The organism is Hydrogenophaga sp. IBVHS1, from assembly GCF_002127265.1.
GTDB lineage: Bacteria > Pseudomonadota > Gammaproteobacteria > Burkholderiales > Burkholderiaceae_C > Hydrogenophaga.
In genome coordinates this window covers 1,868,040-1,882,896 of sequence record NZ_NFUU01000001.1, presented here as the reverse complement: position 1 = coordinate 1,882,896, position 14,857 = coordinate 1,868,040, and the positions used below count along the sequence as shown (strand labels likewise).

Below are 14,857 nucleotides of genomic sequence, written 5' to 3'. Positions count from 1 at the left end.
CGGCGCCTCGGTGCGCCTACCCGATGGGCGTGAACATCGGCACACGGTTCTCGCCGTCTGCCGGTTTGAAGCACACCTTCACCCGGTCGCCGATGCGCAGGGTGTCGAGGTCGCAGTCGACGATGTTGGCGAGCATCGAAACGCCTTCATCCAGCGTCACGTAGGCCAGGGCATACGCAACGGGGCCCGCCCGCCGCGTGACCGTGACGCTGTAGATCGTGCCGAGTCCGCTGGCGTCGATCCACTCGGTGTCTGACAGGCAGTACGGGCACAGGGCGCGAGGGTAGAAGTGGACCTTGCTGCAGCCCGTGCAGCGCTTGATCTTGAGGACGCCCGCTTTCGCGGCAGTCCAGTAGGGCTCTGTGGCGGCGTCCATGATCAGGTTGCCGACCGGACGTTCCTGGTACATCGTGCTCATGCTTTTCACTCCCTTTCCATGATCAAGGTGGCACTACCGTGCCTCGAGCCGAGCAGGCCGCCGGTGCCCTGCGCAAGAGCGAGTCGGCAATCAGGCACCTGCACCTTGGGGTGTGCTTCGCCGCGCAACTGTCGAACGGCTTCGATGACTTTGGTGATGCCGCCGCGGTTGGCGGGATGGTTGTTGCACAGACCACCGCCGTCGGTGTTGAACGGCAGCTTGCCTACCCCTGATATCAGGTTGCCGTCCATCACGAAGCGGCCGCCTTCGCCTTTTTTGCAGAAGCCCAGGTCTTCCAGCTGCATCAGCACGGTGATGGTGAAGCTGTCGTAGATCGATGCGTACTGGATGTCCGACGGCTTGATGCCGGCTTCAGCGAACGCGATGGGCCCGGAGACGGCTGCGCCTGAGTAGGTGAGGTCCACCTGGCCAGCCGACTGGCCCTTGATGGTCTCGCCCGCGCCCATGATGTTCACCACCGGGCGCTTGAGTGATCGCGCGATTTCCGGGCGCACGATCAGCAAGGCGCCGCCGCCATCACTCACCACGCAGCAGTCCAGCTTGCGCAGTGGGTCCGAGATCATGGGGGAGTTGATCACGTCTTCCACGGTCACGACATCGCGCAGCATGGCGTGCGGGTTGTATTGGGCATGGGTGGAAGCTGCCACCTTGATCCAGGCGAGCTGTTCGCTGGTGGTGCCGTACTCGTGCATGTGGCGCGCCGCGGCGAGCGCGTACATGTTCACCGTGATCGGGCCATAGGGCATCTCGAAAGCCACGTCCGGCGTGGCGGGCGTCACGTTGCGGGGTTGCACGCCCACACCACTCACTTCGCTGCGCGGTCTGCCCGCCAGCGTGATCAGGGCCACATTGCATTTGCCAGCCGCGATGGCTTGCGCGGCGTGGGCCACGTGAATCAGCGGCGCAGAGCCGCCGGTGTCTGTGGTGTCGGTGTGGCGCAGCTTCAGACCCAGGTAGTCGGCCATGCTGAGTGCGCCGAGGCCGGGCGCATCACCCGCGCAGAAATAGCCATCCACGTCCGCCAGCGTCAGGCCGGCATCGGCCAGGGCGCCGCGCGCGCATTCCGCGTGCAGTTGCGGCGTGGTCTTGTCTGGCGCCTTTCGGGTGGGGTGCTCCCAGGCCCCCGCGATGCACGCCTTGTTCTTGATCGTCATAGCTGATGCGTTGCCTTTCCTTGTGGTGAATCTGGTTGGAGTGGCCCGCTCACCTAGGGATTTCCCGCGTTCAGCGACCGAGCAAACCAATGCTACCATTGGTCAGACCTTAAAACTAATCAAAATTTGCAACGGGGTTTTGAACCCACTTTTTTCAACAGGAAAGAACAGACATGACGCAGATCGTTTCGCTGCAAGGCCGCACCGTGGTGGTGACGGGCGCAGCCCAGGGCATTGGCAAGGCCATCGTGGAATGGGTGATCGACCTTGGTGGCAACGCCGTGGCGGTGGACCTCAATGCAGAAGGCCTCAAGGCCGTGGTGGACGCTCTGCCGGCCGACCGCGTGCTCGCCGTGGTGGGCAGCGTGGCCGACCCCGAACTCGCCACCCGCGCAGTGGCCGATGCGGTCGAGCGCTTTGGCGCCGTGCACGGCCTGGTGAACAACGCCGGGATCATCCGCCCCGCCATGATCGAGAAGATGACGCTAAAGGAGTGGCACGACGTGATTGATGTGCACCTCAGCGGCACCTTCTACTGGCTGCAGGCCGTCGGCCGCCACATGATCCAGCGGGCGAAAGCGGGAGACACCTCTGGCGGCTCCATCGTCAACATTTCTTCCGATGCGGGACGCAAAGGCTCGATTGGCCAGGTCAACTACGCCGCGGCGAAGTCCGGCATGTTCGGCGTGACCATGACGGCCGCCAAGGAATGGGGCCGCTACAACATCCGCACCAACTCCATCTGCTTCGGCGTGGTGGAAACACCCATGACCGAGGTGGTGCGGGGTGAGAAATTCCGGGACAAGATGCTCGCCCAGATTCCCCTGGGTCGCTGGTCGACGCCAGACGAGGTGGTGAAGTCGGTCTGCTTCCTGCTGTCCGATGGGTCTTCCTACATCACGGGTCAGCACCTCGGAGTCAATGGTGGTTTTCACATCAGCGTCTGAGGCCCTCCGCGCATGACCACCTCCACACAACGCCTTCTGGCACGCCGCCGCCTCCTGTCTGCAGTGGCTGCCACGATGACCCTGTGCAGCGCCGGCGCTGCCCTTGGCCAGGACGCCGCCTTTCCGAACAAGCCCGTGCGTCTGATGCTGGCCACCGCCCCGGGCGGCGCCACCGACATCCTGGCGCGAATGATCGCCGACAAGCTGAGCACCGCCTGGGGCCAGCCGGTGCTGGTGGAGCAGCGCGTGGGCGCCAACGGCATGATCGCTGCGGCCGCCCTGGCCAAGGCGCCGCCGGATGGCCACACCGCTTACCTCTCCATCAGCTCGATGGTGCAAAACGTGTTGCTGCGGCCCAACCCAGGCTACAAGATGGAAGAGATGGCACCGGTCACGCTGGTGGCCACCATTCCCATTGCCTTCGGCGTCAATTCTTCACTGGGCATCCAGACGGTGGCCGATCTGGTGAAGTACGCCAAAAGCAAGCCCGATGGCATCACCTATGGCACTTCGGGCGCGGGCTCGGGGTCGCATCTGGTGGGCGCTGCGCTGGCCAGCGCTGCCGGCTTCAAGGCCACGCACATTCCGTACAAGGGTGAGGTGAGTTCGCTGCCCGACCTGCTCAACGGCCAGTTGACGGTGGGGTATGGCTCGGCAGGCTTCTACGCCGCGCAGGAAGCCTCGGGCAAGGTGAAGGTGCTGGCGGTTACCGGGCCCAAGCGCGTGGCGCGGTACCCGCACATTCCCACGCTGGCCGAGGCGGGCTTTCCTGGCGCCAACCTGCCGGGTTGGTACGGCCTCTTCCTGCCTGCTGGCACGCCCAAGCCAGTGTTGGCCAAATTTTCTGACGAAGTGCGCCGCATCGTGGCCTTGCCGGACGTGCAGGCGAAGATCGAAGAGGTCGGGTTCGTGCCGGTCGGCAATTCGAGCGAAGAGTTCTCGCGCTACATCGCCACCGAAATGGACACCTGGTCCAGGGTGATCAAGCAAAACGACATCAAGGTGGACTGACTCGCCATGGACTTCCGACTGACCCCCGAACAAGAGACCTTCCGAGACGAGGTGCGAGCCTTCATCCGCGAGCGACTGCCCCAGGACATTCGCGAGCGCCTGGCCATGGGCCACCCCGCCCGCAAGGACGATGTGGTGCGCTTTCAGCGCATCCTGCACGAACGCGGCTGGGCCGCGCCGCACTGGCCCAAGGCCTTCGGCGGTGCCGACCTGGGCCAGGCCGAACGCCTGATCCTGCAGGAGGAAATCCAGCGCGCGCCCGCGCCCATGCCGTCGATCTTCAATGTGGTGATGCTCGGGCCGCTGCTGCTGAAGTTCGGCACGGCCCGGCAGCAGGATCACTTTCTGCCCAGGCTGGCGAGTGGCGAGCTCTGGTTCTGCCAGGGCTTTTCCGAACCCGGTTCGGGCTCGGATCTGGCGTCGCTCCGCACTTCGGCCGTGCGCGAAGGCGATGAGTACGTGGTGAACGGCCAGAAGATCTGGACCAGCTCGGCGCACCAGGCGGACTGGGTGTTCGCCCTCGTGCGCACCGAGCAGGCCCCGCGCAAGCAAGACGGCATCAGCTTCCTGCTGATCGACATGCGCACGCCCGGCATCACCGTGCGGCCCATCGTGTCCATCGACCACGCCCACCACCTCAACGAAGTGTTCTTCGACAACGTGCGGGTGCCGGTGGAAAACCTCGTTGGCGAAGAGGGAAGGGGCTGGGACTGCGCCAAATTCCTGCTCGGCAACGAGCGCACCGGTATTGCGAACGTGGCGTATTGCCGCGAGCGCCTGGACTTCGCGCGTGCCCTGGCGGGCAAACTCACGCAGGCCGGCCGGCCGCTGGCCGAAGACGCGGTGCTGCAGGCCGAACTGGCCGCACTCGACGCCGAAGTGCGCGCGCTCGAAGTGACCAACTGGCGCATGCTGCTCGCGCCGCAGACGGCGCTGGCGGGTCCTTCCTTTGCCTCTGTCCTCAAGCTCAAAGGCACTGAGCTTCAGCAGGACCTGGTGGCGCTCATTGCACGCCTGGGAGGCCCCACGGCGCTGGAGCGGCGTCCGGGTGAAGGCGAGGGCAGTGAACACTGGGCCGCCCCCGGCAACCTGCGCTACCTGCAGTCTCGCGCGGCCAGCATCTACGGCGGCTCCAGCGAGATTCAGAAAGACATTCTGGCCAAGGCGGCCCTGGGATAAACATGAACTTCGAACTCCATGAAGACCAGGTGCAACTGCGCGACAGCGTCACGCGCCTGCTGGCAGACAACTACAGTTTCGAGCAGCGGCGTGCCATTGCCGCGACCGCCGAGGGCACCAGCCCGGCGGTGTGGCGCCAGCTCTGTGGGCTGGGAGTGAGCGGCTTGCGCATCGCCGAGGAACACGGAGGCTTTGGCGGTTCCGCCGCCGATCTCGCGGTGGTGATGCAGGCCTTCGGTCAGGCGCTGCTGACCGAGCCTTTCCTGGCTTCTGCGGTGCTGGGCGCCACGGCCTTGTCGCTCTCGGGCGATGCCACCAGCCATGCGCTGCTGCCCCAGGTGGCCAGCGGCGAACGCACCGTGGCCTGGGCCAGCGACGAGGCGGCGGGACGCCACGCACCCTGCTGGGTAGAAACGCGAGCCACGCGCACGGGCGGCGCGTGGCAGTTGACGGGCACCAAGGCCTGCGTGCTCAACGCGCCGCAGGCCAATGCTTTCATCGTCAGCGCTCGCGTATCAGGCGCGCCGGCCGACGCGCCAGGCCTGGGCCTGTTCCTGGTGAACGCGGGGAGTGAAGGCCTGGGTTGCCGCGGGTACCGCCTGATCGACGACACCCCCGCTGGCGACCTGGAGTTCAACAACGTGGTGGCCCAGCCTCTGGGCGACCCCGCTGACCCGGTGAGCGGTGGACGGGTGATTGAAGCCACGCGCCGGGCAGGCATGGCGGCCGTCTGCGCCGACGCCGTGGGCGCCATGGAAGGGGCATACCAACTGACCGTTTCTTACCTCAACACCCGCAAGCAGTTCGGTCGCCTGATCGGCGAGAACCAGTCTCTGCGGCACCGTGTGGCCGACATGATGGTGGAGCTGGAGATCGCCAGGAGCATGGCCATGCTCGCCGCATCCGCTATTGACGACCCCGCTTCCGCCGAGAACGAAGACCTGGCGCGGGCCAAGTTCATCATTGGCCGCCACGGCCGAACCCTGTGTCAGAGCGCCATCCAGTTGCATGGCGGCATTGGCATGACCGAGGAATACGCGGTGGGGCACTACCTGCGGCGCATCACGGTGATCGACCAGCTTTTCGGCGACAGTGCGAATCAGATTTCGCGCCTGGCTGGAATGCTTTCTACAACAACCCGACCCCTGGAGACATCATGAAATCTTCTGCCTTGCGTTCCCTCACACTTGTGACGTCACTGGCCGTTGCCGCGGGCGTGATGTTCGCATTGCCCAACACGGCGGCGGCGCAGTCGGCCGATTTTCCAACCCGCCCCATCAAGCTCATGGTGGCCACCGCGCCCGGCGGCAGCGCCGACGCCACGGCCCGCATGATCGCTGACGGCCTGACCCAGGCCTGGGGCCAGCCGGTGGTGGTAGAGAACCGCACTGGCGCCAACGGCATGATTGCGGCGCAGGCTCTCACCAAGTCACCGCCAGATGGCTACACCATCTACATGTCGCTCAGCAGCATCGTTCAGAACCTGCTCCTGCAGCCCACCCCGGGCTACCGCATGGAAGAACTGGCACCAGTGTCGATGGTGGCCATCCTTCCCATCGCGCTGGCCGCACCGGTGCAGTTGCCGGCTTCCAACCTGAGCGAACTCATTGCGTTGGCCAGACAAAAGCCAGGCTCGGTGAGCTATGGTTCCTACGGCGTGGGCTCCGGCGCGCACGTCATCGGCGTGGCGCTCAACAAGAAGGCCGGTGTCGACATGACGCACATCCCCTACAAGGGTGAGGCAGACTCTTTCGCCGACATGGTCAACGGCCGGGTGAGCACCGCGTGGGGTTCGGTCGGCTTCTATGCCAACCAGCTCGCGGGTGGCAAGGTCAAGCTGCTGGCAGTGGCCAGCCCCCACCGGCTCAAGGCCTTCCCCAATGTGCCCACGCTGGGCGAGGCAGGTTTTGCCGAGGCCAACCTGGCTGGCTTCACTGGCCTTTTTCTGCCCGCAGGTACGCCCCCTGCCATCGTCAACAAGTACTCGCAGGCGGTGGCCAAAGCGATCGCCACGCCGGAGATTCAGAACAAGATGGTGAGCTTCGGCTACGAACCCATGACCAACACGCCAGAGGCGTTCAAGAAGCAGCTCGACGACGAGATGCAGAAGTGGTCCACCATCATCCGCGAGAACAACATCAAGCTGCAGTGACATGCCCACCTTCGAGACACTGACCTACGAGGTGGCCGAGGGCGTGGCCACGCTCATCCTGAACCGGCCGGAGTCGAAGAACGCGATCAACCCGGCGATGGCAGACGAGCTGGGCGATCTGCTCTCCACCGTGAAGCGCGACGCCAGCGTGCGCGCGCTCGTGATCACCGGCGCGGGCGGCGCCTTCAGTGCGGGTGGCGACGTGCGCGGCATGAACAGCGCAGGCCCGCGTTCGCCTGCGCAGATTCGCGCCGGCATGGAGCGCTACCGCCGCGCCACCGTGGAGCTGATGGGCCTGGACCGGCCGGTGATTGCGGCGGTGGACGGCGTGGCCTATGGCGCGGGCTTCAGCCTGGCTCTACTGGCCGACATCGTGCTGCTGAGCGAGCGAGCGCGGCTGTGCATGGTGTTCCAGCGCATCGGCCTGGTGCCCGACTTCGGCGCGCTGTACACGCTGCCGCGCATTGTGGGCCTGCAGCGCGCAAAGGAACTGATGTATTCCGCACGCGAGATCGGCCCCCAGGAAGCCCTGAGCATGGGCATTGCGCTGGAGGTGCTGCCTGCCGGCGAACTGTTGCCACGTGCGCAGGCGCTCGCACAGAGCCTCTGTGGCGCCTCCGACGCCGCCATGAGTGTGACCAAGCAGGCGCTGAACGCGTCTCTGGGCAGCGACCTCACCACCATGCTCGAGATGGAAGCCAACGGCCAGGCCATTGCCGCCAGCAGCGACTACCTGAAGGAATCGGCCCGCCGCTTCGTGGCCAAGGAGCCACCGCAGTTCCGCTGGCCCGATCGCAAGAACCCCAACCCTCACCCCAAGAACGATGCTTGATTACCAGAAGACCCGCCACGCTCAGTTTGAAGACGTGCGCCACAGCTACACCAGCCGCGACACCATCCTTTACGCACTGGGCATCGGCATGGGCAGCGACCCGCTGGACCGCAGCGAGCTGCGATTTGTCTACGAAAAGGATTTGCAGGTGGTGCCCGTCATGGCGAGCGTGCTGGCTTCGCCGGGCTTCTGGATGCGCGAGCGAAAAGAGCTCGGCATCGACGCGGTGAAACTCGTGCACGGCGAGCAATCCGTCACCCTGCATGCTGCGCTGCCGGCCGAAGGCACCGTGATCGGCCGTACCCGCGTCACCCGCATCGTGGACAAAGGCGAAGGCAAGGGCGCCATCATCCAGACCGAGAAGCAGCTCTTCGATGCCACGACCGACCAGTTGCTCGCCACGGTGGAGCAGGCGGTGTTCTGCCGTGGCGACGGCGGCTTTTCAAAGGCCGGTGGTGGCGACGATGCGGGCCCGACGTTGCCCGCCACGCCAGACACCGAGCCCGACCACGTGGTGGACATGCCCACCCGCGCCGACGCCGCGCTGCTGTACCGCCTCTCGGGCGACCTGAACCCGTTGCACGCGGACCCGGACGTGGCCACCAGGGCGGGATTCCCCAAACCCATCCTGCATGGCCTGGCCACCTACGGCGTCACCTGCCGGGCGCTGTTGAGCGCGTTCTGTGGCAACGACCCTGCCCGGCTGAAGTCGATGCGCGCGCGCATGTCGTCGCCGGTGTTTCCCGGCGAGACCATTCGCGTCGAATGCTGGCGCAAGCCCGAGGGCGTGGCGTTTCGCGCACGTATCCCGGCGCGCGACGTGACGGTGCTCTCGCATGGCCATGCCGACCTTTCTTTTTCCTGAATCCAACTTCATGTCACTCGCTTCCAGCCGTCCCGTCTACCGACACGGGCAGACCCGCCGCCTTCTGGCTCCCGCCAGCATCGCCATCGTTGGCGCCTCGGCCAACCCGGCTTCCTTCGGGGCCCGCACCGTGGGCAACCTGCACAGCTACGCCGGGCCCATCCATCTGATCAACGCCAAGTACCAGGAGATCGATGGGCGCCCGTGTTTTGCGTCGCTCTCGGCGCTGCCCGAAGTGCCCGACTGCGTGTTTGTTGCCGTGCCGCGAGATGCGGTCAAGCCGGTGATCGAGGAGTGCGTGCGGCTGGGTGTAGGGGGCGTGGTTATTTTCGCCTCGGGCCTGGGCGAAAGCAGCAACCCCGAGCACCAGGCCATACAGCGCGACATTGTGGAGATGACTCGCAACACGGGCACCCGTCTGCTCGGCCCCAACTGCCTGGGCATGATGAACGCCGTCAACGGCGCGCTCGGCACCTTCACCCACATCCCTGTGAGCCTGCGGCTGGAAGGCTGCCGCTCTATTGGCCTCATCAGCCAGTCGGGCGCGCTGGGCGTGGGCATGGCGCAGGCGGTGGAGCGCGGCGTGTCCTTCAGCCACGTGCTGACCTCGGGCAATGGTTGCGACGTGGACGCTGCCGACCAGATCGCGTACCTGGCCGAGGACCCTGACTGCGACGCCATTGCCTGCGTGTTTGAAGGCGTGACCGATCCGGGCCGGCTGATCGAGGCCGGAGACATCGCGCGCCAGGCGGGCAAGGCGGTGGTGGTCTACAAGATCGGCACCAGCGAGAGCGGCGCCGAGGCGGCGCTCTCACACACCGGCGCACTCGCGGGTTCCGCGGCGGGTTACAACGCCCTGTTCGAGCGTGCGGGCTTTGTGGTGGTGGACCAGTACGAACACCTGCTGGAGACCGCGTGCTTCTTTGCCAAGGCCCCGCCGGCCAAGGCCGAAGGCGTGGCGGTGCTCACACCATCGGGCGGCGCGGGCATCATGGCTGCCGACCAGGCTGAGGTGTTCAATGTGTCGCTGCCGCAGCCCGGGCCCGCGCTTCGTGCCGTGCTGGAATCGCACATTCCCGAATTTGGCTCCTCGCGCAATCCGTGCGACGTGACGGCGCAGATCCTCAACAACCCGGCCTCGTTTCCGGCGTGCGCCGAGGCCTTCCTGCTGGAAGCCAACATTGGTGCCATCGTCACGCCCTATCCCACCGCCATTCAGGCCAGTGCCCAGCGCAACATCAACCTGGGCAACCTGGTGCGCGCGCACGGCAAGATGGCCTGCGTGTTCGAGCTGACGGGCTGGCAGGAAGGACCCGGCGTGCGGGACATGGAGATGAGCCCGAACCTGGCCGTGTTCCGCTCCACCGCCAGTTGCTTCAGCACGCTGGCCGCGTGGCACCACTGGTCTCGCCAGCTGGCGCGGCCCGAGGCTGGCTCCTTGCCAGCGCTCGCAACGGCGCAAGTGCTGGCTGTGCGCGCGGCGCTGGAAGCCGCAGGCACCGAGCGCACATTGTCCGAGGGCCCGTCGCGCCGCGTGCTCGAGGCCTGCGGCGTGCCCGTGGTGAACAACCGTCTCGTGAACAGCGCCGACGCCGCCATGGAAGCCGCGAGCGAATTCGGCTACCCGGTGGCACTCAAGGTGGAAACGCCGGATCTGCCGCACAAGACCGATGCCGGCGTGCTGCGCCTGAACCTCAAGGACGCCGGCGCCGTGCGCGAGGCCTACGACGCCATCATGGCCAACGCGCTGAAGGCCACCACCGCCGAGCGCATCAACGGTGTGCTGGTGCAACCCATGATTCCGCCCGGGGTGGAGATCATGGTGGGTGCGCGTGTGGACCCGCTCTTTGGCCCCATGGTGGTGGTCGGCATGGGCGGCATCATGGTGGAGCTGCTCAAGGACACCGTGGCCTCTCTGGCGCCTGTGGATACCGCCGCCGCGCACGCCTTGTTGCGCCGCTTGCGAGGCTACAAGCTGCTGCAGGGCTTTCGGGGCAGCGCGCCGGTGGACGTGGACGCACTGGCCGATGCCATCTCGCGAATCTCTCAACTCATTCACAGCGAACGCGAGCACATCGCAGAAATCGACGTCAATCCCCTCATCTGCAGCGCCAAGCGAGTGGTGGCGGTGGATGGGCTGGTGGTGCGCGCCTGAGCATGGCCCTTGACCAAGCCCTGCGCGCGGCCATGTCGCTGCCCGCCGTCTGCGCGCCCATGTTTCTGGTGAGCGGCCCCGAGCTGGTTGCTGAAGCCTGCAAGGCAGGACTGATGGGCGGGCTGCCGCGCCAGAACGCGCGCAGTTTTGAGGAGTTTGAAGCATGGCTCGGGACCATCCGCCAGGCGTTGAACGAACATGAGCAAGCCACGGGTCGGCCTGCCGGGCCACTGGCGGTCAACCTCGCCACGCGGGTGCCTGAAGAACAGCTGGGCCAGCATTTCGAGGCCTGTGGGCGCCACGGCGTGAAAGTGCTCATCACCGTGGGCGGCGATCCCACCGCGCTCATCGGCCACGCGCACGATGCGGGCCTGCTGGTCTTTCACGACATCACCTCCATCCGGTTTGCCGAGAAGGCCATTGCGGCGGGAGCCGATGGACTCAACTGCATCGGCGCCGGCGGTGGTGGACATTCCGGCACCACCAGCCACCTGGCACTCATCCGCGCCGTGCGGGCCATCTACCAAGGCACCATCGTCATGGGCGGTGCCGTGTCCGACGGCGCCACCATCCGCGCTGGCGAAATCCTGGGTGCAGACCTGGCCTATCTCGGTACACGCTTCATTGCCACCCGGGAATCGCGCGCGCCGCAGGCCTACAAGGACCTGCTGGTCTCCCAGACCTCGGCCGACCTTCGCTACACCGACGGCATTGCCGGCGTGCATGCCAACTGGCTGGTCGAATCCATCAAGTCGGTGGGGCTCGATCCCGAGAACCTGCCGCGGCCCCTCGGAAGAGGCATGCGTCACGATCATTTGCCTGAAGGCGCTGCACCGTGGAAGAACATCTGGAGCGCAGGGCAGGGGATCGATCTGATTCACGACATTCCATCCGTCGCAGAACTGGTGCAGCGGCTGCGAGACGAGTACCGCGAGGCGTGTCGATTGCCGGCTTTCGATATACGATGACCGGCAGCTTGGGTGTGCGTCAAGCCGCCCGCATGTGCCAGTCGAATCGACTTCCGGGAGTGGGGCATGGGGCTGATTTCAGATTGCTTGCGCGTTGCGCCGCTGGTTCTGGTTCTCGCGGCACCGCTCATTCACGCGGCTCCTGATGAAACCGCCCTTGGGCGAGACGCCGGCTACCCGCGAGGCACACCGCAGCAGGTGACCGAGGAGCGGTACAAGGTGGGAAGCTTCAGTGCCCTGGCTGATATCTTGCCGGGCCGGCCCAGCGCCAGAGGCGGCCCCTTGTGGGAACTGCCTGCGGGCAAACCGCTCCCGGCGGTGCAATACACCGCTCGCGACGGCACGTTCGCACTCGACGACTACTTCGAGCGCCGCAGGGTCACCAGTTTCCTCGTGCTGCACAAGGGCCGTGTGCGGCTGGAACGCTACCAGTACGGGCGAACCGCCGAGCATCGGTTCGCTTCGTTCTCCATGGCCAAGAGTGTCACGGCCTTGCTGGTGGGCATTGCGCTCGAGCGCGGGCTCATCCGCTCGCTCGACGACAAGGCAGAGGTCTACGCCCCTGAGCTCGCCGGCAGTGCCTATGGCGGCAGCACCATCTCGCACTTGCTGCAGATGGGCTCCGGCGTTCGGTGGACCGAAGACTACGGCGGCCGGGACGATGTGGCCGATCTCTGGGCCGCCTTGTTTCGTGTGTACGCAGGCGGTAATCCCACGCAGGTGCTGGCGCGTCGCCGCCCCATGGAGGCGGAACCGGGCACCCGCTTCAAGTACGCAACCGGTGAAACTCAGGTGCTGTGCCACGTGCTCAAGGGCGCCACCAAGCGCACCGCCGCAGACCTCACCTCCGAATGGTTGTGGCGCCCGCTGGGCGCAGAAGCTGATGCCGCCTGGCTGGTCGGCTGGCAAGACATCGAATACTGCGGCGGCGGCTTCAACGCCACCACGCGAGACTACGCCCGGCTCGGTCGGCTGCTCGCCCTCGGTGGTCGCCGGGACGACGCACAGATCGTCCCGCCAGCGTTCCTGAAAAGAGCCACCGACCCTGCCGAACAACCCCCCGGCTTTCGCCTGAACGAACCGGGGCCGCGATTTGGCTACGGCTACCAGTTCTGGCTGGTGCAGGGCGGGTTTCTGATGCAGGGAGTCTTTGGCCAGGCCGTTGCGGTCTTTCCCGCACTCGATCTGGTGGTGGTGCAGACCGCGGTGTGGCCCAAGTCGTCAGACCTGGATTCGCGCCTGGAGCGCGATGCCGTGGTTCGCGCGATCGTCAATGCCGTGAGCAAGGAATGAGTTCCGGCGCCCGGAAAAAATAAAGCCCCGGGATTTCTCTAGGGGCTTGATTCATGGGAGTTGGGTAGAAGCGCGCATCGAGCTTGTTTCTGTGAATCCCTTGGAACCACTTGGGCACCCTCACCCTCGAATTCCTCGACATGGATTGAGTTCTCCCCAGATTGCCCATTGAAATCAATCAAAATGTTGTGGATCGAAACGCACTGAAGCGTCAAGGATTTCAATGAAGGAAGACTTTCTTCGGTTAGCTGAAATGGCTGGCCGGCTGGCGAACATCGTCTGCCACTACGTGGTCCCCATTTATCAGACACAACAAAATCGCCTGACTCAAGTAGGCACTGGGTTCCTGGTAAGGAGTTCCGCAGAACATTTCCTCGTCACGGCCGCTCATGTTCTGGACGTTGGCGACGCGTCCCCTCTGTATTTCTTCTGCGCCCCCTCAAAGCTGCGCAGTCTGGCTGGGTCGTTCCGTTGCACCACCTTCGATCAATCTCGCGATGATGATTTGATTGATGTTGCCGTGATCAGGCTCGAAGGAGGAGCAGTTCCGCCGTACCACGAGGTTGAAAAGTATGCGCTGGATCTGGATTCACTGCAGCCTGGTCGTGTGCGAGAAGGAGGCGCGTATTTGCTCGTTGGATTTCCCAGCTCAATGAACAAACCAACTTCGCACACAACCACTCTCGAATCGAAACCTTGGAGCGTTTTCGGCGAGACCCTGACCGACTCGACCTATGCCTTCGTTGGCATCTCTCCGCAAACGCATCTCCTGATGAAATTTGACCAAAAGCGTGGGTTCAACGCCGACATGAGTCCTCGGGTGATGAACATGCCTCAAGGAATGAGTGGCGCACCCGTCTGGATGATTGCGAGTGAACATTACAAAGACCCCAAGGAAGGCCCAGTCGTCGTTGCACTTGCCACCCGGCACAAGAAGTCTCACAAAGCCATACAGGGCACTGACGTGGGCGTCGTACACGAGATGATCGCGGAGATCATGCAGTCGTTGGGGGAAAAGTCCGTCGGCACTCGCGACTAATGTCCCCGCTACGGGAGGGAAGGTACCGATGGTTCGAAGACATTTCGATTCGATACCATCAGCTGAAGGAGGCGGACGAACATGAATGATTCGATTGACACTGGCTTGACTGCGTTCTTCAAGGAACGGCTCACCAATCCGGTCATCAGCAGCATTGCGATTTCTTGGAGTTTGTACAACTACAAGTTCTACGTGATCCTGTTCTCCGACAACTCGGTCATTCAAAGGTCAGCGCTCATCAAGGAGCGATTCCCTGACATCGAAGCCATTCTGATTCATGGGGTGTTTTGGCCAGCACTCTTTGCAGCGCTCTACTTGTTTGGGTCCCCATACGTCACTGCGTGGTACTACGGATGGTTGCGCGATCGGCAGAAAAAGGTTGACGAAGTGACCTGCCCCCTTCTGCCATACCAATCGAAAGTAGGAAGCCCGGGGTTGAAGGTTAATCGATGGGGTGGTGGGTTGATGGGAATTGAGCTGCATCGCCAGCGCGCTGGCGATGCAGCTCAGCGAAACGAGCCGGTGGCATTCGCCCCAGGCTGCTGTGTGGCCTGACCTCGTTGTAGTCGGTGCGCCAGACCGCCACCGCCATCCTGGCCTGATGCAAGGTCTGGAACCAGCACTCGTTGAGGTGCTCATCGCGGAACTTGCCATTGAAGCTCTCGATGTAGCCGTTCTGCATCGGGCGCCCCGGCTGGATCAGGATGTGTCGGATGCCATGCGCCTGAGCCCAGGCCATGAATGCTCGGCTGGTGAACTCCGGCCCGTTGTCGGTTCGCACCGCCTTGGGATACCCGCGAAACAGCGCAGCGCGGTCCAGGAC

At 64.6% G+C, this 14,857-nt stretch carries 14 protein-coding genes; 11 read left to right on the top strand and 3 right to left on the bottom strand.

Features of this window, described 5'->3' with window-relative positions:
* Positions 1 to 16: 16 nt before the first annotated feature.
* Positions 17 to 418: a Zn-ribbon domain-containing OB-fold protein gene (locus CAP37_RS08925; RefSeq protein WP_086124899.1), complete on the bottom strand. Its 402-nt coding sequence runs from the start codon at positions 416 to 418 to the stop codon at positions 17 to 19.
* 5 nt (positions 419 to 423) lie between these two features.
* Positions 424 to 1,593, bottom strand: coding sequence for a thiolase domain-containing protein (locus tag CAP37_RS08920; protein ID WP_086123843.1), 1,170 nt, complete (start codon positions 1,591 to 1,593; stop codon positions 424 to 426).
* Positions 1,594 to 1,766: 173 nt separating this feature from the next.
* On the opposite strand from CAP37_RS08920, the gene CAP37_RS08915 reads away from it, so the two are divergent.
* The 11 genes from CAP37_RS08915 to CAP37_RS08865 all read left to right on the top strand — a co-directional run bounded on the left by CAP37_RS08915 (position 1,767) and on the right by CAP37_RS08865 (position 14,034).
* Entirely contained in the window at positions 1,767 to 2,540 is a 774-nt protein-coding gene (locus CAP37_RS08915) for an SDR family NAD(P)-dependent oxidoreductase (protein WP_086123842.1), read from the top strand.
* Positions 2,541 to 2,552: 12 nt separating this feature from the next.
* Positions 2,553 to 3,551, top strand: coding sequence for a tripartite tricarboxylate transporter substrate binding protein (locus CAP37_RS08910; RefSeq protein WP_086123841.1), 999 nt, complete (start codon positions 2,553 to 2,555; stop codon positions 3,549 to 3,551).
* Between the two features lie 6 nt (positions 3,552 to 3,557).
* Positions 3,558 to 4,730 carry an acyl-CoA dehydrogenase family protein gene (locus CAP37_RS08905; RefSeq protein ID WP_086123840.1) on the top strand — a complete coding sequence of 391 codons (1,173 nt, stop codon included), beginning with the start codon at positions 3,558 to 3,560 and terminating at the stop codon, positions 4,728 to 4,730.
* Between the two features lie 2 nt (positions 4,731 to 4,732).
* Positions 4,733 to 5,890, top strand: coding sequence for an acyl-CoA dehydrogenase family protein (locus CAP37_RS08900; RefSeq protein WP_086123839.1), 1,158 nt, complete (start codon positions 4,733 to 4,735; stop codon positions 5,888 to 5,890).
* Positions 5,887 to 6,882: a tripartite tricarboxylate transporter substrate binding protein gene (locus CAP37_RS08895; protein ID WP_256926919.1), complete on the top strand. Its 996-nt coding sequence runs from the start codon at positions 5,887 to 5,889 to the stop codon at positions 6,880 to 6,882. The genes CAP37_RS08900 and CAP37_RS08895 overlap by 4 nt, the downstream gene beginning before the upstream one ends.
* A gap of 1 nt (position 6,883) precedes the next feature.
* Positions 6,884 to 7,714 (top strand): enoyl-CoA hydratase/isomerase family protein, encoded by an 831-nt coding sequence (locus CAP37_RS08890; protein WP_086123838.1) that lies wholly within the window; start codon positions 6,884 to 6,886, stop codon positions 7,712 to 7,714.
* Entirely contained in the window at positions 7,707 to 8,579 is an 873-nt protein-coding gene (locus CAP37_RS08885) for a MaoC/PaaZ C-terminal domain-containing protein (protein ID WP_086123837.1), read from the top strand. The genes CAP37_RS08890 and CAP37_RS08885 overlap by 8 nt, the downstream gene beginning before the upstream one ends.
* Before the next feature lie 10 nt (positions 8,580 to 8,589).
* Positions 8,590 to 10,734: an acetate--CoA ligase family protein gene (locus CAP37_RS08880; RefSeq protein WP_086123836.1), complete on the top strand. Its 2,145-nt coding sequence runs from the start codon at positions 8,590 to 8,592 to the stop codon at positions 10,732 to 10,734.
* 2 nt (positions 10,735 to 10,736) lie between these two features.
* Entirely contained in the window at positions 10,737 to 11,702 is a 966-nt protein-coding gene (locus CAP37_RS08875; RefSeq protein WP_086123835.1) for a nitronate monooxygenase family protein, read from the top strand.
* Between the two features lie 66 nt (positions 11,703 to 11,768).
* Complete coding sequence (locus CAP37_RS08870; protein ID WP_086123834.1) at positions 11,769 to 12,995, top strand: serine hydrolase; 1,227 nt, start codon at positions 11,769 to 11,771, stop codon at positions 12,993 to 12,995.
* 223 nt (positions 12,996 to 13,218) lie between these two features.
* On the top strand, positions 13,219 to 14,034 hold the full coding sequence (locus tag CAP37_RS08865) for a trypsin-like peptidase domain-containing protein (protein ID WP_086123833.1): 816 nt from the start codon (positions 13,219 to 13,221) through the stop codon (positions 14,032 to 14,034).
* 442 nt (positions 14,035 to 14,476) lie between these two features.
* Here the strand turns inward: CAP37_RS08865 and CAP37_RS08860 are convergent.
* Positions 14,477 to 14,857: integrase core domain-containing protein (locus CAP37_RS08860; protein ID WP_143435946.1), on the bottom strand; the 381-nt coding region annotated here is incomplete at its 5' end.